Consider the following 20,130-nt stretch of genomic DNA (forward strand, 5'->3'; position numbering starts at 1 on the left):
GCGGATTTCGACCGGCGCGGCGTGTTGTCAGGGTGATCTTTCTCGCCCACACTCGCCTCAAGGTCGCCCGTCAGAGGTAGCCGTTTCAGGGGAGAGAGTAATGGATCGCAGGACATTCTTGAAATCTGCCACTGGTGCCGGCGCTCTGGCCGCCACCGGGGGGCTGTCCATGCCGGCCTTGTCGCAAGGAGCAGCGGCCAAGACCCTGCGCTTCGTGCCGCAGGCCAATCTCGCGAATTTCGACCCCATCTGGGGCACGCAATATGTCGTTCGCAACGCCGCTGCGCTGGTCTGGGATACGCTCTACGGCATCGACGACAAGTTCCAGCCGCAGCGCCAGATGGTCGAAAGCGAGGAGGTCTCCTCCGACGGCCTGACCTGGACCTTCAAGCTCCGCCCCGGCCTCAAATTCCATGACGGCGAGCCGGTGCTCGCCAAGGACGTGGTGCAGAGCCTCGTGCGCTGGTCGGCGCGCGACCCGATGGGCCTGATGCTCCGCGCCATCCAGAACGAACTGGTTGCGGTCGACGACCGGAGCTGGAAATGGTCGCTGAAGCAGCCCTTCCCGAAGATGCTGCTGGCGCTGGCGAAGAACAACGCTCCCTGTTCCTTCATCATGCCCGAGCGCATCGCCAAGACCGATCCGTTCCAGCAGATCACCGAATATGTCGGCTCCGGACCGATGAAGTTCCTGCGCAATGAGTGGGTGCCGGGCGCCAAGGCGGTCTTCGAGAAATTTGCCGATTACGTGCCGCGCTCCGAGCAGGCGAACTGGCTCGCCGGCGGCAAGAAGATGCTGGTCGATCGCATCGAGTGGGTGATCATGCCTGATCCGGCGACGGCAGCCGCTGCGCTGCAGAATGGCGAGATCGACTGGTGGGAGACGCCGCTCGCCGATCTCGTGCCGGTGCTCAAGGCCAACAAGAATATCAATGTCGATATCGGCGATCCGCTCGGCAATATCGGCGCCTTCCGCATGAACCACCTGCACCCGCCCTTCAACAATCTGAAGGTGCGCCAGGCGGTGCTGACTGCGATGAACCAGGAAGACTACATGCGTGCGCTTGTCGGCGAGGACGACAAGCTCTGGAAGCCGCTTCCCGGCTTCTTCACGCCGGGCACCCCGCTCTACACCGAGCAGGGCGGCGACATGCTCAAGATGCGCAATATCGAGGCCGCCAAGAAGCTGCTGGCCGAGTCCGGCTACAAGGGCGAGCCGGTGGTCTGTGTCGTGGCGCAGGACATGTCCGCCACCAAGGCGATGGGCGACGTCACGGCCGATCTGCTCAAGCGCATCGGCATGAATGTCGATTTCGTCGCCACAGACTGGGGCACGGTCGGTTCCCGGCGCGCCCAGAAGACCGGACCGGGCCAGGGCGGCTGGAGCATGTTCCACACCTGGCATGCCGGCGCCGACTGCATCAATCCGGCCTCGTATACGGCTATCCGCGCGAATGCCGACAAGGCCTGGTTCGGCTGGCCGGACGTGCCTGCCGTCGAGACCGAGGTGACGAACTGGTTCAACGCCAAGGATCTCGCCGAGGAGAAGGCGGCCATGGGCCGGCTCAACCAGGCGGCGGTCCAGAATGTCGTCTACGCGCCGACCGGCTTCTATCTCGGCTACCAAGCCTGGCGGAAGAACGTCTCGGGCGTCGTCAGCGGGCCGTTGCCGTTCTTCTGGGGCGTCTCCAAGGCCTGATTTGCAACGATAGGGATACAGCGCCGCGATGTTGGCTTTCATCGTCAGACGCATCATCACGACCATCCCGGTGATGGCTTTCGTGGCGCTGTTCGTCTTTTCTCTCCTCTACATAGCGCCGGGGGACCCGGCGGCGGTCATCGCGGGTGATCAGGCGACGCCCGCGGATGTCGAGAAGATCAGGCTGAGCCTCGGGCTCGACCGCCCTTACCTGATACGGTTCGGCGAGTGGCTCTTCAGGGTGCTGCAGGGTGATCTCGGCACATCGATCTTCACCTCGCTGCCGGTGACGCAGCTCATCTCCCAGCGCATCGAGCCGACAGTCTCGCTGATGGTGCTGACGCTGATCTTTGCGGTCGTCGTCGCGGTGCCGATGGGGGTGATCGCGGCCTGGAAGGCAGGCACCTGGGTCGACAAGTTCGCGATGGCCTTTGCCGTTCTCGGCTTTTCCATCCCGGTCTTCGTCGTCGGCTATCTCCTGGCCTATGTCTTTGCGCTGAAACTCGACTGGCTCCCGGTGCAGGGCTACACGCCGCTCTCGGAAGGGCTGTGGCCCTGGCTCCGGAACCTCATCCTGCCCTCGGTCACGCTCGGCCTCGTCTATATCGCGCTGATCGCCCGCATTACGCGCGCGACGATGCTCGAGGTGCTGCAGCAGGACTACATCCGCACGGCCCGTTCCAAGGGGCTCGGCCAGCGCAGCGTCCTGTTCCTGCATGCGCTGAAGAATGCCGCGATCCCGATCGTGACGATCATCGGCATCGGCATCGCCCTGCTGATCGGCGGTGCCGTGGTGACCGAGAGCGTCTTCGCCATTCCCGGACTGGGCCGGCTGACGGTCGATGCCATCCTGCGGCGCGACTATCCCGTGATTCAGGGCGTCGTCCTGATGTTCAGCTTCGTCTACGTGCTGGTGAACCTCATCATCGATCTGGTCTACACGCTTCTCGATCCGAGGATACGCTATTGACGACGCGCTCCGAGAGCCCTGCCGCCGTGGCGGCTCCCGCTCTGGCCGGGATCGCGCCAGAGAGATCACCCTTGAGAAACCTGTTGCGCTTCATGCGCCGGCACCCCTCGGTCGCGATCGGCGGCGGCCTGTTGCTGCTCATGATCCTCATCGGCATCCTTGCGCCGCTGCTCTGGACTGTCGATCCGACCGCGATCGCGCCGGCGAGGCGCACCAGGATGCCCTCGGAGCAGTACTGGTTCGGCACTGACATGCTCGGGCGCGACATCTATTCCCGTGTCATCTACGGCGCGCGGGTTTCGCTGATTGTCGGCTTCACCGTCGCCATCCTGTCGTCTCTGGTCGGGTTGGCGATCGGCCTTTTCGCAGGCTTCGTGCGCCGGGCTGACGGCATCGTCATGCGGGGCATCGACGGCATGATGTCGATCCCGCCGATCCTGCTGGCGATCGCGCTGATGGCGTTGACGCGCGGCTCGGTCCAGAACGTCATCATCGCCATCACCATTGCCGAAATCCCGCGCGTCGCCCGCCTGGTGCGCGGCGTGGTGCTCAGCCTGCGCGAGCAGCCCTATGTCGAGGCGGCGGTGGCCGCCGGTGCACGCGCGCCGCGCATCATCATGCGCCACATCCTGCCGAACACCATCGCGCCGATGACCGTGCAGGCGACCTATATCTGCGCCAGCGCGATGATCGTCGAGGCGATCCTCTCCTTCATCGGCGCCGGCATTCCGCCGGCGACGCCGTCCTGGGGCAATATCATGGCCGAGGGTAGGGCGCTCTGGCAGGTCCGGCCGCATATCGTGCTGTTCCCGGCGGTCTTCCTGTCGATCACGGTGCTTGCCGTGAACCTGCTCGGTGACGGCCTGCGCGACTCGCTCGATCCCCGCCTGGCAAAGAGCCTCTGAGGGGAACCGCATCCACCATGCCGGCTGGCTCTGCCGCAGCGTCCATTGGCTTCGCACCCCGGGTTCGGGGTGCGGTCTGCGGAAATCCGATGGCGTCCATGCGGGCTGACCGGCTTTCGCCTGCCCTGGATGATCGCGATGCTGGCCGGTGCGCTGAGGAGGAAACAAGGTGAGTCGAATTCTGACGGTGGCCGCAGCCCAGCTCGGCCCCATCCATCGGGATGAAAGCCGCGCTTCGGCCGTCGCCCGCATGATCGCCTTGATGCGCCAGGCCAAGGGGCATGGCTGCGATTTCGTCGTCTATCCAGAAGCCGCCCTGACAGCCTTCTTTCCGCATTGGTGGATGGATGACGAGGACGAGATCGATTCCTATTTCGAGAGTGCCATGCCCTCGAACGAGACGGCGCCGCTCTTCGAGGAGGCCGCCCGTCTCGGTATCGGCTTCCATCTCGGCTATCCCGAGCTCGCCTTCGAGAACGGGCGCAAGCGCCGCTTCAACACCGCGGTCCTGGTCGACAAGAGCGGCTCGATCGTCGGCAAATATCGCAAGATCCATCTGCCCGGACATCCCGAGCACCGGCCGGGCGCTCCCTTCCAGAATCTCGAGAAGCGCTATTTCGAGACCGGCAATCTCGGCTGGCCCGTCTGGCGGACGATGGATGCCAATATCGGCATGATGATCTGCAATGATCGGCGCTGGCCCGAGAGCTATCGCAGCATGGGGTTGCAGGATGTCGAATTGATCGTGCTCGGCTACAACACGCCCAAGCATAACCCCCCGGCGCCCGACCACGACCGCCTCGGCAATTTCCACAATCAGCTCGTCATGCAGGCCGGTGCCTACCAGAACGCCACCTGGGTTGTCGGCGTGGCCAAGGCGGGCCTTGAGGCCGGCGTCGACCAGATCGGCGGATCCTGCATCATTGCGCCGACCGGCGAGGTCGTGGCCCAGGCCGTCACCGAGGGGGACGAACTCGTCGTCGCCCGCTGTGATCTCGATCTCGGCAAGAGCTACAAGGCATCCACATTCAATTTCGCCCGCCACCGCGAGCCGGAGCAATACCGGATGATCGTGGAGCGCAAGGGCGCTATCTCACCGCTCTGAGTTTGCCGTCAAAGGACCAGCCATGAACCACGATCTCATCCTGAAAGGCGGGCGGGTCATCGATCCCTCGCAGAAGCATGACGGCATTCTCGATGTCGCCTTCACCGACGGCAAGGTCTCGGGCTTCGGCAAGGACCTGAAGGGCGGCGCCGATACTGAAGTTCGCGATGTCTCGGGCTATATCGTTTCGCCCGGCCTGATCGACCTCCACACCCATGTCTATTGGGGCGGTACATCGCTCGGCATCGATGCCGACGAGTTCTGCCGCATGTCCGGCGTCACCACCTCGGTCGACACCGGCAGCGCGGGCCCGGGCAACTGGGCCGGCTTCCGCAAGCATGTGATCGAGAAGAGCCAGGCCCGCATCCTGGCCTATCTCCATGTCTCGCATGCCGGCATCTACGGCTTCGATCATCGCGTCATGGTCGGCGAGAGCGGCGACCTGCGCATGATGAATCCGATTGATTGCGTCGAAGTCGCCGACGCCAATCGCGACTATATCGTCGGCATCAAGGTCCGCGTCGGCCTGCATGCCTCGGGCACGTCCGGGACGGTGCCTCTGAACATCGCGCTGCAGGTGGCCAACGAGGTCGGCATGCCGCTGATGTGCCATATCGACCATCCGCCGCCATCCTATGAGGAAGTCATCGGCATGCTGCGGCCGGGCGACGTACTGACCCACGCCTTCCGGCCGTTCCCGAACGCACCCGCGACGGCCCAGGGCACGGTGAAGCCGGAGGTGCTCGCCGCCCGCAAGCGCGGTGTCATCTTCGATATCGGCCATGGCAAGGGCTCGTTCTCGTTCAAGACGACGCGCGCCATGCTTGCCAATGGCTTCGAGCCGGATGTGATCTCGTCGGACGTTCACAAGCTCTGCATCGACGGGCCGGCCTATGACCAGGTCACCACCATGTCGAAGTTCCTCTGCATGGGCATGAGCCTGAACAACGTCATCGCAGCCTCGACCGTGAATGCCGCCATGGCGCTGAAGCGTCCCGAATACGGCTCGCTGAGGGTCGGCTCGCTGGGCGACGCCACCATCCTCACCGTCAAGGAAGGCAAGTTCGACTATGTCGACGTCGTCGGGGAGCACCTGATCGGCGACAAGAAGTTCGTTTCCGAGGGCGTGGTGCTGAAGGGCAAGTGGTGGCACCCGAAGCGCACGAACAAGTTCAAGAAGGTGGCGGCCTAAGGCCAGGTCGTGCTGCCGACAAGCCCGGGCTTGACCCGGGCATCTCACGTCGGAGTCTCACGGGCGCGCGTTGTGTGCCGTCCGCGGAACGCCGCGCCACAATAACGATAGAGGAAACACCATGTCTGCCGAAGCCAGGCTCAAGGAACTCGGGCTGACACTGCCCAACGTCGCGACGCCGGTCGCCAACTATGTCCGCTTCAAGCGGGCTGGCGATATCGTCTATCTCTCCGGCCAGGGGCCGCGTCGGGCCGATGGCAGCTATCCGACCGGCAAGGTCGGCGCCAATGTCACGGTCGAAGAGGCTTACGAACACGCCAAGCAGACCGGGCTTGGTCTGCTCGCGGCTATGCAGGAGGCCGCCGGTTCGCTCGACAAGGTCGAGGTCATCAAGCTGCTCGGCATGGTCAATGCGGTGCCGGATTTCGCGGAACAGCCCAAGGTGATCAACGGCTGCTCGGACCTGTTCGTCGCCGTTCTCGGCGAGAACGGCCGTCACGCCCGCTCGGCCGTGGGCATGGGCTCGCTGCCCAACAACATGACCGTCGAGATCGAAGTCATCATCCGGGTGCTGCCATGACCGCGCTTGCCGAGGAAATTGCCCGCGTCTACGGCACGCCGGCCGTCGTCATCGATCTCGATAAGGTCGAGGCCAATATCGCGCGCCTCCAGGCCGCCTGCGACGCCGCCGGCGTCGCCAATCGTCCGCATATCAAGACGCATAAATCGCCCGAGCTCGCGCGCCTGCAGCGCGAGGCCGGCGCCCGCGGCATTACCTGCCAGAAGCTCGGCGAGGCCGAGGTCATGGCCGATGGCGGCCTCGACGACATCATGATCAGCTACAACATCCTCGGCGAGGAGAAGCTTGGGCGCCTCGGCGCGCTTCAGCGCCGTGTGCGGATGATCGTGGCGGCTGACAATCCCGTCACCATCGCCGGCCTGCCGACGGCCGCCGAGATCGCCGGGCGCGACCTCGAGGTCGTGGTCGAATGCGACACCGGTCGCCAGCGCGCCGGCGTCGAGACGCCTGGTGAGGCGGTCGAGCTTGCCAAGATGATCGCCGGTTCCAAGGGCCTGCGCTTCGCCGGCTTCCTGATGTATCCGCCGGAGGATGGCTGGGACCGGACGCAGCTCTTCCTCGACACGGCCAATGCGGGCCTGCGCGATGCGGGGCTCGAGGCCGGCATCGTCTCGACCGGTGGCTCGCCCAATATTCCGAATATCGGCAAGCTCAAGGGCGCGACCGAGCACCGCGCCGGTACCTCGATCTTCAACGACCGCATGCAGGTCGCGGCGGGCGTCGCCAGCCTCGATGACTGCGCCTTGACGGTCTATGCGACGGTGGTGAGCCGTGCCGGCCCGGAGCGCGGCATCCTCGATTCAGGGTCCAAGACGCTGACGAGCGACACCGGCGGCCTCGAAGGGCACGGCTATATTCTGGAGTATCCGTCCGCCAAGATTGCCAAATTCGCCGAGGAGCATGGCTTCCTCGACCTTGCGGCCTCGAATGAACGGCCGAAGGTCGGCGAGGTCGTCCGGATCGTGCCGAACCATGTCTGCGTCGTCGTCAACATGGTCGACAGGCTGATCACGGTGCGCGGCGACAAGCTGATCGGCGAACTACCGGTCGCGGCGCGCGGCAGGCTGACCTGACAACAGGATCATCGGACCGGATCGCGCAGCCGGTCCGATGATCTGACCTTCAGTGTCTGCATCGGCCTTCCCAAGCCGTAATCCACGTTCCGGACCGATTCTCAAGGCTCCCTCGCCGCACCCGGCGGGGGAGCCTGAACATCTTTCAGCTCAGAATTTGTAGGTGACGCCTGTCCCGATCAGCCAGGGATCGATCTTGACCTTGCCGCTGACCAGGCCGTTGTTCACCTTGACCTTCGGCTCGAGGAAGATCTTCTTCACGTCGAAGTTGATGCCCCAGTGGTCGTCGATCATGTAGTCGAAGCCGGCCTGCAGGGCGAGGCCGAAGCTGTCCTTCAGATCGAAATCGGTGAAGCCGCCCTTGGCCTTCTCGTTGAAGAAGACCGTGTAGTTCACGCCGGCGCCGACATAGGGCTTGATGCGCCCGAGATCAGTGAAGTGATATTGCAGCATCAGCGTCGGCGGCAGCAGCCAGGCAGAGCCGATCCGCGCTCCGGCGAGAGCACCAGCGCCTTTGACGCGATGCGGGGTGACGCCAAGGATCAGCTCGGCGGCGATGTTCTTCGTGAAGAAATAGCTGATGTCGAGTTCGGGCACGACCGAGGTCGAGATGCTGACGTCCGCGCCGGGAACTGTGACGCCGCCGATCCGGAGCGAGGCATCCTCCTGCGGTACCACGACGAGTGCGCGCCCGCGGATCATCCAGGGGCTCCACTGCGCCAGAATCGGCGCGACCGGCTGTACCTTGTAGGAGGGCAGATCGGCTGCCTCAGCGCTTGTCAGCGCGGTGCCTGCGAGCAGGACGGCGCTCAGAGCGGTCGGGAGAAGGCGTGTCGTCATGATGGTCCCCAGCTGCTGCCGGTGGGCGACTCAATCCATCGCAACTTGCCCGGCCGGTGGGACCGTTCTTCGCCAGTGCTCGGGGAAAGTGATTGATCTGCGTCAAGACGGCGACAGGACTGCCGACGATCACGGCGCCCTGTTGCAGCATTGACGCAGAGATTGTGCTTGGCGCCCATCCGAAGCCGGGGCCAGGCGCGATGCCACGCCCCGGACGGCCGAAGGGCTCAGCTCTCGGGGTGCCTCGCATTCCAGGCAGCAGCATACTCGCTGCACAGCCGATCGAGCTCGGTGCGGTCCGTGATCCCCGCCGGTCGGGCACGAGACGGCGAGGCGGCCTGGTAGGGCACGGAGCGCTGGTGCGCGATGCGCCAGAGCCGCCGCAATTCGGCGAGTGGGTCTGCGTGATCGTCGACGCGGATGTCGAAGCTCGGAAAGGCATCGGTCGACCAGATCCGAACCGCGCAGGACTGGCGACCCCGCTTGTCGCCGCCGGCCCGCTCTCCGGCCTCGAGCGCAACCAGCAAGCGCTCGTCGAAATCGAGCGCCGAGGCCGCGATATAGGCCTTCAGCGTTTCCTCGATCACCTGCGGTCCGGCGAGCATGTTGCCAGCCACCGAGACCTGCGGGCCTTCGACCGAGCCGCACCAGTCGATGCAGGCCGAACCGGTATGAGCGGCAATCTTGCCGTCCCGGTCGATGACATGGAGCTGGCGATGATTGCGCCCCTCATCGGCCGCTGTGAGGTTGGCGACGATCTCGGCGGCCGGGCGGCCTTCGAGCAGAAGCCGCAGGCCATCGATGCCATAGAGCGGGTTGAGGAAGGCTTGTGTGGCAAGCGCCCCCGTGCGCGCCGCGCCCTGCGGCACGCGCGAGCCGACGGCGAAGGCGCAGGTGGAAACCGCGACGCCATAGGCGCCTGTCGCCGCATCGCGGGCGACGATAGACCAGGTCATGGAGCAATCCTTCTCAGCGGCCGGCGGCGTAGGCCTGCATCAGACGTGGCGTCGCCGCGGCACGCAAGAGGCCATTGCTGCTCTTCTCCGCCGCGGTCAGGCGTCCGACGGTCCAGGCCGGGGCCTTCTCGAGATCATGGCCGCGCCGGACCAGATCGGCGATCGCCGCAGCGCCGATGCTCTCCTCGACCGTGAGATGCCCCGGCCGCGCTTCGCGCGGATAGAAGGTCGAGGGGAAGTGCTGCGTGTGGAACAGCGGCAGGTCGATCGCCTCCTGCAGGTTGAGACCGTGGTGCACCCGGCGCAGGAACATGCCGAGCTGCCATTGCTCCTGCTGGTCGCCGCCCGGCGTGCCGAAAGCCAGGCGCGGTTCGCCATTCTCGAAGGCCAGTGTCGGCGTCAGCGTGGTGCGCGGGCGCTTCAGCGGCGCGAGCGAGGCCGGCAGGCCCTCTTCCAGCCAGAATGCCTGCGCGCGCGAGTTCAGGGGGAAGCCAAGCTCGGGGATGACGGGAGAGGATTGCAGCCAGCCGCCAGACGGCGTGGCGGCGATCATGTTGCCCCATTTGTCGATCACGTCGATATGAACGGTATCGCCGCGCTTCGACGATGCAACCATCGAGGCGAGCGTCGGTTCGCCGACGGTTGCGCCGCCGGCGCCGCTCTGCCCGGCGATGCGGATATTCGCCAGCATCTTGCCGACCTGCTCCTCGAAGCCGGGGATCATGCCGGGGCGCAGCTCATGCGAGGCCTTGTCGGTGATGAGATTGCGCCTGCCGCGGGCGTAATCCTCCGAAAGCAGCGTCGCCATCGGCACCTTCACGAAATCCGGATCGCCGTAATAGGCCTCGCGATCGGCGAAGGCGAGTTTCATCGCCTCGGTGACGTGATGGATGAATTCCGGGCTGGCCGGTCCCATCGCGGCGATATCGATGCCTTCCAGGATCTTCAGCGTCTGCAGGAAGACGGGGCCCTGGCCCCAGGGACCGATCTTGAAGACCTCCCAGCCGTGATAGTTCACGCTCGCGGGCGTTTCGTAGGTCGGCTTCCAGCGCGCCATGTCGTCGGCGGTGAGCAGGCCCTTGTGGCGGCGGCCGGAGGAATCGATCGCCTCGGTCGTGCGGCAGAATGCGTCCATCGCTTCCGCGACGAAGCCCTTGTACCAGGTGTCGTAAGCAGCCTCGATCTGCTTCTCGCGCGAACCGCCGGCGGCTTCCGCTTCCGACAGAATGCGCTTGTACGTTTCCGCCGCGGCCTTGTTGCTGAAGAGTTCCTTGCCCTTCGGCACGTTGCCGCCCGGCAGATAGACCGCCCCCGAGGTCGGCCACTCATTGGTGAAGAGATCGGTCAGGGAGCCGATCGTGTCGGAGACACGCGGGAGCATCGGATGGCCGTTCTCGAAATAGCCGATGGCCGGCTCGAGAACCTCACGCAGCGACAGGCGGCCATGGTCGCGCAGCAGCGTCATCCAGCCGCCGAAAGCGCCGGGCACGACCGTCGAGAGCAGTCCCGAGCCGGGGATCAGGTCGAGGCCGAGTTCCTTGAAGGCCGCAATGGTGGCTGCCTGCGGAGCCGGGCCCTGCGCGCAGATGACTTCGACCTTCTTCGTCTCGGCCGAATAGAACACGGCCGGCATGTCGCCGGCCGGGCCGACCAGATGCGGCTCGACGACCTGGAGCACGAAGGCTGCGGCGGCACAGGCATCGAAGGCGTTGCCGCCCTTTTCCAGCATGGCCATGCCGGAGGCCGTCGCGAGCCAATGCGTCGAGGTGACGACACCAAAGGTGCCGAGGATTTCGGGGCGGGTCGTGAACATGATGCTATCCCTAGGCTTGCTTAGTGTTCTTTGGGGTCGAGCGCGTCCCGCAGGCCGTCGCCGAGCAGGTTGAAGCCGAGAACGGCGAAGAAGATGGTGATCCCGGGCGCGACCGACATCCACGGCGCCTGCTCCATGAAATTCTTGGCGACGTTGAGCATCTGACCCCAGGACGGAGCGGGGGGTTGCTGGCCGAGGCCGAGGAAGGAGAGGGCCGCTTCCAGGATGATCGCCTGCGCCATGAACAGGGTGGATTGCACCACGATCGGCGAAAGCGTGTTCGGCAGGACGTGAAGGAACAGGATCCGCATGTCGCGGGCACCGATCGCGCGCGTTCCCTCGATGAAATCCTCGGCCTTGATGCTGAGCACCTGGCCCCGGACCAGCCGGATGAAGATCGGAACGGCCGAGAGGCCGATCGCGATCATGGCGTTGGTCAAGGAGGGGCCGAGGATCGCTGCAAACGCAATCGCGACGATCAGGAAGGGGCAGGCCAGCATCGCTTCTGTGACGCGCGAGATCGCGATGTCGATCCAGCCGCCATACCACCCCGCCAGCAGCCCGAACGGTACTCCGACCGCCAGCGCGATCGAGACCGAGAAGATGCCGGCCAGCAGCGAGGTTTGCGCGCCGTAGAACAGGCGGGAGAACTGGTCGCGGCCGAGTTCGTCGGTGCCGAACCAGTACAGCGCCGAAGGCGGCTTGCGGATGGCGAGGAAGTTCGACTTCAGCGGGTCTGCCAGCGGCAGCAGCGGCGCCAGGATCGCCATCAGCACGAAGATCAGCACGAGCGCCCCGCCGATCTGGGCGGAGCGGTTGTGCAGCAGTTTCGTCCAGGCGCGCGGGCTTCGCGCCGGCAATGGTTCCAACGAGCTGGTCGGGGACGGGCGGTCCAATGCGATGTTCGCCATCAGCCGTCCCTCAGGCGTGGGTTGACGAGGATGTAGAGCAGGTCGGCAAGCAGGTTCATCAGGATGAAGCCGATTGCAGTGCACAGGACGACGCCTTGCACCACGCCGTAATCGCGATTGAACACGGCGTCGATGATCAGCTTGCCGAAACCGGGAATCGTGAAGACCTGTTCGGTCAGCACAGCTCCGGCCAGCAGCTCGCCGAAGAGCAGCGTCGAGAGGGTGATGATCGGAATCAGGGCATTGCGCAGCGCATGGCGGTTGACGACCGTCTGCTCGTCGAGCCCCTTGGCGCGCGCGGTGCGGACATAGTCGGACTGCAGGACCTCCAGCATCGCAGCGCGCGTATGGCGCATCAGGAAAGCCGCAAGCCCGCCGCCCAGCACGAAGGCGGGCATGATCAGCCGCTCGATCGCGCCGATCGGGTTGCTGAAGATCGGCTCATATCCCGATGCCGGCAGGAGCTTGAGCTCCACCGAGACGAGCAGGATCAGCATGATGCCGAGCCAGAAATTCGGAATCGAGAGACCCGACAACGCGAGCGCGCTGGCGGAATAGTCGAGGGCCGTCCCCTTGTTGCGGGCGGCGATGATGCCCGCCGGGACGCCGATCGCGACGGCGACGAGGATCGAGGCCGTGGCGAGCTGGATGGTGACAGGCAGCTTTTGCAGGATCAGCCCGAGCACCGGCTCGCCGGTTCGCAGCGAGCGGCCGAAATCGCCCTGCACGACCTGGCCGAGCCAGGCGAAGAACTGGACGACGATGGGATCGTCCATCCGGTAGATTTCGCGCAGCCGGGCGATCACCTCCGGATCGCGCTCCTCGCCGGCGATGACGAGGAACGGATCGCCGGGCAAGGCTCGCTGCAGGGCGAAGACGAACAGCGACACCAGAAAGAGTGTCGGGATCGCGATCAAGACGCGGCGGCCGATCAGGGTCAGCATGGCTGCCCCCTAAGCCCGGCCGCCATTCCGGGCGACGCAAGGGTCGCCCGGAGCTGACGAGGGTGTGGGGTTCGAGAAGAGGCGGTCATCACTTCTTCTTCAACCCGGCGAGCCGGATCATGCCGTCGGGATTGATCACGAAGCCATCGATGTTGGAGCGCAGCGCGAAGAACACCGTCTGGTTGTAGAGATAGACGATCGGCAGCTCGTCCTGCAGGATTGCCTGCGCTGCGTCATAGAGCTTCTTGCGCTCGGCGACGTCATAGACGGTGCGGGCCTGGTCGAGCAGCTTGTCGACCTCCGGATTGCTGTAGCGTCCGTCGTTCTGGTTACCCTTCGACGTCACGAACTGGTGGATATTGCCATCGGGGTCGATGCGGCCGGACCAGCCGATGCGGCTCATCTGGAACTTGCCCTGCTGCTGGTCGCGCAGCTGGCTCGCGAATTCGCTCGAGCGGATCTGGATGTCGATGCCGGCTTCCTGAGCCATTGCCTGGATGACCTGGCCAAGCTGCGCGTCGACGGGATTGTTGGTGACGAAGAGCTCGGCCGAGACCTTTTCGGCACCGGCTGCCTTGAGCAGCGCCTTCGCCTTGGCGACGTCGCGCGCCGGCACCGGGAAGTCGGCGCTGAGATAGGGGTTTCCGGGGTTGAACGGCTGGATCATCGGCTCGTACAGCCCTTCGAACACGACCTGGCTCAGGACCTTGCGGTCGATCGCGAGCGACAGGGCCTGGCGGACGCGCTTGTCCTTGCCCATCGGCTGGTTCGCCGCCTCGCCATTGGACGTGTTGATGGTGATGCCCTGATAGCCGAGATTCGATGTGCTGGCGATCTTGAGCGACTTGTCGCCCCGGGCGCCCGGCACGTCGGTCGGCGCAAGGCGCTCCAGCATGTCGAGTTCGCCGGCTCTCAGATTGGCGAGACGCACGGTGGTGTCGGGGATCGAACGATAGAGCACCCGGTCGAACTGGTAGTTCGCGGCCTCCCAGTGTTCCTTGAACTTCTCCAGCACGATGCGGTCGTTCTGGACGCGCTCGACGAACTTGTAGGGGCCGGAGCAGATCGGCTTGGCGCCGACATCGCCGCTGAGGCTCTTGGGAGCCAGCATCATGCCGGCGCGATCGGTCAATTGGGCAAGCAGGGTCGCGTCGGGGCGCTTGAGCTTCAGCACGAGCGTGGTGGCATCGACGGCCTCGACACTGTCGACCGAGGCGAGTTCCGATTTCCGCAGGGAGTCCGGCAGCGTGCGCGCCCGCTCCAGATTGGCCTTTGCCGCTTCGGCATTGAAGGGCTCGCCGTCATGGAACTTCGCATCGCTGCGCAGCTTCATGGTCAGCGTCAGCCCGTCAGGGGAGAATGACCATTCGGTCGCCAGCCGCGGGACGAGCTTGAGGTCAGGCGTGATATCGAGCAGCCGGTCGCACAGCCCCATGAAGACGATGCGACCGACGAAGGTGCGCGCCTTGTGGGGGTCGAGCACGTCGGGGTCTTCCTGCAGGCCGACACGCAGCGTGTTCGGCGCCTGCGCCATGGCTGGCAGGCTCGCGATCGTCAGGAAGGTCGCTGAAACCAGCGCGGCAATGAGCTTCATCGGTTTTCCCCTGTTGGATTTTCTGTGTGAGGCGCGTTCGCGCGGCCGGATAGAGATCTGGCGCATGGCCTGCCGAACGCAGGCTGCTTGCGCCGCTAGGTCGATATGCAGAATCCGAAAGCGAAGAGCCTCCCGGGTTGGTCCCGTTCAGCACCAAGTTGGCGCAAGTTTCGGCGGGCGTCGATCATGCGCTGCATCATTCTTGCGGAGTATTGTTCCCGGGTCGCCGTTCGGCTTGTATGCAAGTTGGCGGCCAAGCTCTCCGCTTCTGGCTGAGGCCGGCATGTCCGGGCTACGCGCACGCAGGGCATGATCTCTGATATGCACTGCGCCAGACGGATACGGGTATCAGGCGCAGTTTGTATGCGCTGGAAACAGGGAATGGGACGGATGCTTCTGGGTGTGATTGCCGACGACATGACGGGTGCGACCGACGTCGCCCTGATGCTGAACCGGGCCGGGATGCGGACGGTTCAGGTGATCGGCGCGCCATCGGCCAATGCAACCCTGCCGGAGGCCGATGCGGTCGTCGTCGCGCTGAAGTCGCGTACCAATCCGGTTTCGGAAGCAGTGGCGCAGTCGCTCGCCGCCTGCGAGGCGCTGCTCGCCGCCGGCGCGCGCCAGATCCTGTTCAAATATTGCTCGACCTTCGACTCGACCCCGCACGGCAATATCGGCCCCGTGGCGGACGCGCTGATGCGCCGGCTCGGCGCGGAAAGCGTCATCATTTGCCCGGCCTTTCCGGCGAATGGCCGCTCGATCTATCAGGGCTATCTCTTCGTCGGCTCCGTGCCTCTGCATGAGAGCTCGATGAAGGACCACCCGTTGACGCCGATGCGGGATTCAAACCTGATGCGCCTGATGGCGGCACAGACCGAGACCCCTGTCGGCCATATCGGATACGCCACGGTCCTGGCTGGGGCCGGCGCGGTCAAGAACCGGCTTGTGGAACTGGCGGGGCAGGGCGTGCGCTATGTCGTGACCGACGCGCTGACCAATGACGACCTGATGGTGCTGGGCGCTGCTGTCGATGGGGCGGTCCTGCTGACCGGCGGTTCCGGCATCGCGATGGGGCTGCCGCAGAACTTCCGCAAGGCAGGGCTGTTGCCGGATCGCGATATCGCGGCCCATCTCGAGGCGCCCGAGGGGCGGGCCGGCATTATCTCGGGCAGCTGCTCCACTGCCACACGCGGGCAGATCAAGGCGGCGCTTGAAGCCGGATATCCCGCGCTGAAGGTCGATCCGCTCGCTCTGGCCACCGGCGAGCAGACGGCACGAATTCTGGCCGATTGGGCGCTGGCGCAACCGGCCGATCGACCCTTCCTCGTCTATTCCAGCGATGACCCGGCCGAAGTCGCCGCGATCCAGGGGCAGCTTGGCCGCGACAAGGCCGGTGAGATCGTCGAGCAGGCTTTCGCTGAAACGGCGCGCCTGCTCGCCAAGGGCGGTGTCACGCGCCTGCTCGTCGCCGGTGGCGAGACCTCGGGCGCCGTTGTCCAGGGCCTCGGCATCCAGACGCTCGAGATTGGCCCCGAGATCGACCCCGGTGTGCCGTGGACCCGCGTCGTCGGCAGTCCTGCGATGGCGGTTGCCCTGAAATCCGGGAATTTCGGCGCGCCCGATTTCTTCCTGAAGGCATGGAGCCTGCTCCGCTAGGTCATCGGACCGGATATCGCATCCGGTCCGATGACCTAGCTTCTATGTTCGCATCGGCTTCTCCGAAAACCGCAATCCACTTTTCGGGCCGATGCTCGAGCAGGACAGGCCGTTCATTCCGGCGCAGAAAAACTCGTATAGGATCGCACCACGACGGCAGCGGAGACGGGGATGGACATGGCGTTTCTCGGCGAACTCCTGACGAGTGTGGCGGACCGGGGCCGCGCACTGATTGGCCTTGAGCGTTTTGCCGGGAACCGCAACCGCTCGCTTGACCGGCTCTGCGAGGACCTGCTGTCAGGGCGTGGTGAGGCCTCCGGCATGGCGTTGGCGCAGGCCGTTCTCGAGCAATGGGAACGGCTCGATCCGCCCGGGCGCCTCGGTTTCTTCCGCCTGCTGCAGGATCGCTTCGGTCCGGATCAGGAGAAGTTGAACGCCGCCATCGCGCGCTACCAGAATGAGCCGGACGCGGCTGCTATCGCAGCGCTGCACATTGCCTCCGAGCCGCGCCGGCAGGAACTTTTCCGCCGCCTCAACCTCGCGCCCGGCGGCACCCATGTGCTGGTCCGCATGCGGGAGGCGTTGTTCGAGGCGATCGAGGCCGACCCGGCCCTGAAGCCGGTCGATGATGATTTCCGGCATCTCTTCGGCTCCTGGTTCAATCGCGGCTTCCTGGTCTTGCGCCGCATCGACTGGCACACACCGGCCAATGTGCTGGAAAAGGTCATCCGCTACGAAGCGGTGCACGAGATTCAGGGCTGGGATGATCTGCGCCGCAGGCTCGAGCCGGCAGACAGGCGCTGTTTCGCTTTCTTCCATCCGCAGCTTGTCGACGAGCCGCTGATCTTCGTCGAGGTTGCGCTGACGGGCGCGATCCCGCGCAGCATCGCCGAAGTCCTGAGTGAAGAGCGCGAGGTCCTCGCGGCCCAGAATGCGTCCACCGCGGTGTTCTATTCGATCTCGAACTGCCAGGAGGGGCTGCGTGGCATTTCCTTCGGCAATTTTCTGATCAAGCAGGTCGCCGAGGACCTGAAGCGCGAACTGCCCGGGTTGGATACCTTCGTCACTCTTTCGCCCGTTCCCGGCTTTGCGCGCTGGCTCGCGGGCATCGTCGCCGAGCCTGGCGACCCGCTGCTCACCAATGAGGAACTCTCCGAGCTTGCGCGCCCGGTCGGCGAGACCATGGCTCTCGACGAACAGGAGAGGGCGCGGCGCGACAAGCTGCTGGGCCAGATGGCGGCGCAGTATCTGCTGCGCGCCCGCGCGTCGTCGGGGCGGGTCATCGACCCTGTCGCGCGCTTCCATCTCGGCAACGGCGCAAGGCTGGAACGCATCAATATAGGCGGCAATCTCTCGGCCCGGGGCTTGCGCGAGTCGCACGGCGTGATGGTCAATTACCGCTATGATCTCGGCGATATCGAAGCCAATCACGAGGCCTTCGCCAGCCGCAACACCGTCGTCGCATCGTCCGCCGTCCGCAAGCTGCTCCGTCCCGTCTCCGCCTGAACCAAAACCTGAGACCTGTCATGGCCAATCATCTGTTCGACCTCGTCACCGCGCGCATTCCCGCACCCGACGCGCCCTTCGCGCTTCTCGGTGACGGCCGTCGCTACAGCTATGCCGAGATGGTCGCGGTGTCCGCCCGCTTCGCCAATGCCCTGGTGGCGCTCGGCGTGAAGCCGGGCGATCGCGTCGCCGTGCAGGTGGAAAAGAGCATCGAGGCGCTGATGCTCTATCTCGGCACGATCCGCGCCGGCGCCGTCTTCCTGCCGCTGAACACCGCCTACACGCCGGCCGAGATCGAGTATTTCCTCGGAGATGCCGAGCCCGCGGTCTTCGTGTGCGATCCGGGCAAGGCCGAGGCCCTGCGGCCCTACGCCGAGAAGGCCGGTGCCAAGCTGGAAACGCTCGGTGTCGCGACAGGTACGCTCTTCGACAAGGCCGGCGGCGCTTCCGCAGAATTCGCCGATGTCGCACGTGGACCGGACGACCTAGCCGCCATCCTCTATACCTCGGGGACGACCGGGCGCTCCCAGGGCGCGATGCTGAGCCATGACAACCTGGCCTCGAATGCGCTCGCGCTCGTCGACTACTGGCGCTTCAGCAGGAATGACCGGCTGCTGCATGCGCTGCCGATCTTCCATACGCATGGCCTCTTCGTCGCGACCAATGTCGTGCTCTTCGCCGGCGCCTCGATGATCCTGCTGCCGAAATTCGATCCCGAGCAGATCATGAAATACCTGCCGCAGGCGACCAGTATGATGGGCGTGCCGACCTTCTATGTCCGGCTGCTGCAGGATCCGCGCCTGACCAAGGAGGCGACCCGGCATATGCGCCTCTTCGTCTCCGGTTCGGCGCCGCTGCTCGCCGAGACGCATCGCGAATGGCGCGAGCGCACCGGCCACGCCATCCTCGAGCGCTACGGCATGACCGAGACCAATATGAACACCTCCAACCCTTATGAGGGCGAGCGTGTTGCCGGCACGGTCGGTTTCCCGCTGCCAGGCGTGAGCGCGCGCGTCACCGACCCGGAAACCGGCAGGACGCTCGGTGCCGACGAGATCGGCATGATCGAGGTCAAGGGCCCGAACGTCTTCAAGGGGTACTGGCGCAATCCGGAGAAGACCAAGGCCGAGTTCCGCAACGATGGCTTCTTCATCACCGGGGACCTCGGCAAGATCGACTCCGCCGGCTATGTCCATATCGTCGGGCGCGGCAAGGACCTGATCATTACCGGCGGCTACAATGTCTATCCGAAGGAAGTCGAGACCGAGATCGACGAGATGCCGGGCGTGATCGAGAGCGCGGTCATCGGTTGTCCCCATCCCGATTTCGGCGAGGGCGTCACGGCCGTGGTCGTGGTCAAGCCCGGGGCCGAGATCACCGCCGCGTCGATCTCGAAGGCGCTCGACCAGCGCCTCGCCAAGTTCAAGCTGCCGAAGCAGGTCTTCATCGTGCCCGAACTGCCGCGCAACACCATGGGCAAGGTCCAGAAGAACCTGCTGCGCGACAGCTATCGCGACATCTACGCCAAGACCGCCAAAGCGGGGGAGTAACCCAGCACCGCGCGGTCAAACCCGCGCGGGCTCCCTGATTTCGATGGTTTCGCCGTCGCCGGGGATCAGCAGGCGCTCTGGCCCGATACCGCGCTGTTCGGCGGCCTTGCGCAGGGCCGCCCGGTTGATGCTCGCATGGTCGAGCGCCTCCATATGGGTCGCGATGACGATGGCCTCGGGGGCTGCTTCGCAGAGTGCCAGCGTCTGGGCGTCGTCCATCACGATCAGGGTGTTGTCCCAGAGGGCACCGCAGGAATGGGTGACGATCACATCCGGCGCGGTCGCTGAAACTGCTTCGAGCAGCGGCGGATAGAGAATGCTGTCCCCGCACCAATAGAGCGTCGGCTCGCCTGGGGCCTCCAGGCTGAAGCCCATGACGGGCCCCATCTTCTCGACGACCGCGCCGCTGCCATGCTGCGCCGGAACGCGCTTCAGGATAATCGGTCCGATCCGCTGGAAGCACTCCACGGGGCTGACTGACTGGAAACCCGCCTCCACGATCCTGTCCTCGTCGCCGGGGCGGCAGGTCAGCGGCAGATATTTGGGAATGCGCTCCTTCGCGACGCTGTCGAAATGGTCGGAATGCAGGTGCGAGACGATCACCTGGTCGACACCATCGAGAATGCTCTCGATCGGCTCGGGCAGCTCGACCATCGGGTTTGCGGATTTGCCGGTGAAAGATGGACGGCCGTGCATGGGGCCGAAATCAGGGTCGATCAGGAATGTCCTGCCCGCATAGACAAGCTTGAGCGTGGCATTGCGGAGGAGTTGGAGCCGCATGAGTGTCTCCGGATAGTGGCAATGCAGCTCATCATGCGTTCTCCCGCTCGCCAGCG

The 20,130-nt window shown here is 65.0% G+C and carries 17 protein-coding genes; 10 read left to right on the forward strand and 7 right to left on the reverse strand.

Annotated features, from left to right (window positions below; translation table 11 throughout):
* Positions 1-100: 100 nt before the first annotated feature.
* The 7 genes from AB4118_RS07035 to AB4118_RS07065 all read left to right on the forward strand — a co-directional run bounded on the left by AB4118_RS07035 (position 101) and on the right by AB4118_RS07065 (position 7,524).
* Positions 101-1,699: an ABC transporter substrate-binding protein gene (locus AB4118_RS07035; RefSeq protein WP_441489067.1), complete on the forward strand. Its 1,599-nt coding sequence runs from the start codon at positions 101-103 to the stop codon at positions 1,697-1,699.
* A 28-nt stretch (positions 1,700-1,727) separates the two neighbouring features.
* Complete coding sequence (locus AB4118_RS07040) at positions 1,728-2,669, forward strand: ABC transporter permease (RefSeq protein WP_441489068.1); 942 nt, start codon at positions 1,728-1,730, stop codon at positions 2,667-2,669.
* Positions 2,666-3,574, forward strand: coding sequence for an ABC transporter permease (locus AB4118_RS07045; RefSeq protein WP_371331779.1), 909 nt, complete (start codon positions 2,666-2,668; stop codon positions 3,572-3,574). The genes AB4118_RS07040 and AB4118_RS07045 overlap by 4 nt, the downstream gene beginning before the upstream one ends.
* 169 nt (positions 3,575-3,743) lie before the next feature.
* Complete coding sequence (locus AB4118_RS07050) at positions 3,744-4,679, forward strand: N-carbamoyl-D-amino-acid hydrolase (RefSeq protein WP_441489069.1); 936 nt, start codon at positions 3,744-3,746, stop codon at positions 4,677-4,679.
* Positions 4,680-4,701: 22 nt separating this feature from the next.
* Positions 4,702-5,871, forward strand: coding sequence for an amidohydrolase/deacetylase family metallohydrolase (locus tag AB4118_RS07055; protein ID WP_441489070.1), 1,170 nt, complete (start codon positions 4,702-4,704; stop codon positions 5,869-5,871).
* A gap of 121 nt (positions 5,872-5,992) precedes the next feature.
* The gene (locus AB4118_RS07060) at positions 5,993-6,451 is read left to right on the forward strand and encodes a RidA family protein (RefSeq protein ID WP_113515557.1); all 459 of its coding nucleotides are present in this window, start codon (positions 5,993-5,995) and stop codon (positions 6,449-6,451) included.
* Positions 6,448-7,524 carry a D-TA family PLP-dependent enzyme gene (locus AB4118_RS07065; protein WP_441489071.1) on the forward strand — a complete coding sequence of 359 codons (1,077 nt, stop codon included), beginning with the start codon at positions 6,448-6,450 and terminating at the stop codon, positions 7,522-7,524. Before AB4118_RS07060 ends, AB4118_RS07065 begins: the two co-directional genes overlap by 4 nt.
* Positions 7,525-7,674: 150 nt before the next feature.
* Here the strand turns inward: AB4118_RS07065 and AB4118_RS07070 are convergent, their stop codons facing one another.
* From AB4118_RS07070 to AB4118_RS07095, 6 genes are all read right to left on the reverse strand, one after another.
* Positions 7,675-8,364: an OmpW/AlkL family protein gene (locus AB4118_RS07070; protein ID WP_441489072.1), complete on the reverse strand. Its 690-nt coding sequence runs from the start codon at positions 8,362-8,364 to the stop codon at positions 7,675-7,677.
* A 227-nt stretch (positions 8,365-8,591) separates the two neighbouring features.
* Complete coding sequence (locus AB4118_RS07075) at positions 8,592-9,320, reverse strand: DUF1028 domain-containing protein (protein WP_441489073.1); 729 nt, start codon at positions 9,318-9,320, stop codon at positions 8,592-8,594.
* A 13-nt stretch (positions 9,321-9,333) separates the two neighbouring features.
* Entirely contained in the window at positions 9,334-11,133 is a 1,800-nt protein-coding gene (locus AB4118_RS07080) for a gamma-glutamyltransferase family protein (RefSeq protein ID WP_441489074.1), read from the reverse strand.
* Positions 11,134-11,153: 20 nt separating this feature from the next.
* Positions 11,154-12,044, reverse strand: a complete 891-nt coding sequence (locus AB4118_RS07085; protein ID WP_441489075.1) for an ABC transporter permease — start codon at positions 12,042-12,044, stop codon at positions 11,154-11,156.
* Positions 12,044-12,988 (reverse strand): ABC transporter permease, encoded by a 945-nt coding sequence (locus AB4118_RS07090; protein WP_113515563.1) that lies wholly within the window; start codon positions 12,986-12,988, stop codon positions 12,044-12,046. Before AB4118_RS07090 ends, AB4118_RS07085 begins: the two co-directional genes overlap by 1 nt.
* Positions 12,989-13,076: 88 nt before the next feature.
* Positions 13,077-14,582, reverse strand: a complete 1,506-nt coding sequence (locus AB4118_RS07095) for an ABC transporter substrate-binding protein (protein ID WP_441489076.1) — start codon at positions 14,580-14,582, stop codon at positions 13,077-13,079.
* A 390-nt stretch (positions 14,583-14,972) separates the two neighbouring features.
* Here AB4118_RS07095 and otnK point away from each other — a divergent pair, with 390 nt between their 5' ends.
* The 3 genes from otnK to AB4118_RS07110 all read left to right on the forward strand — a co-directional run bounded on the left by otnK (position 14,973) and on the right by AB4118_RS07110 (position 19,294).
* Positions 14,973-16,238, forward strand: a complete 1,266-nt coding sequence (otnK, locus tag AB4118_RS07100; protein WP_441489077.1) for a 3-oxo-tetronate kinase — start codon at positions 14,973-14,975, stop codon at positions 16,236-16,238.
* A gap of 171 nt (positions 16,239-16,409) precedes the next feature.
* Positions 16,410-17,744 (forward strand): malonyl-CoA decarboxylase, encoded by a 1,335-nt coding sequence (locus tag AB4118_RS07105; protein WP_441489078.1) that lies wholly within the window; start codon positions 16,410-16,412, stop codon positions 17,742-17,744.
* Between the two features lie 20 nt (positions 17,745-17,764).
* Positions 17,765-19,294: a malonate--CoA ligase gene (locus tag AB4118_RS07110; RefSeq protein ID WP_441489079.1), complete on the forward strand. Its 1,530-nt coding sequence runs from the start codon at positions 17,765-17,767 to the stop codon at positions 19,292-19,294.
* Positions 19,295-19,309: 15 nt separating this feature from the next.
* On the opposite strand, the gene AB4118_RS07115 is transcribed toward AB4118_RS07110, so the two are convergent.
* Positions 19,310-20,074: an MBL fold metallo-hydrolase gene (locus AB4118_RS07115; protein WP_441489080.1), complete on the reverse strand. Its 765-nt coding sequence runs from the start codon at positions 20,072-20,074 to the stop codon at positions 19,310-19,312.
* Positions 20,075-20,130 lie beyond the last annotated feature (56 nt).

It is taken from the genome of Allobosea sp. 2RAB26, from assembly GCF_052115465.1.
GTDB lineage: Bacteria > Pseudomonadota > Alphaproteobacteria > Rhizobiales > Beijerinckiaceae > Allobosea.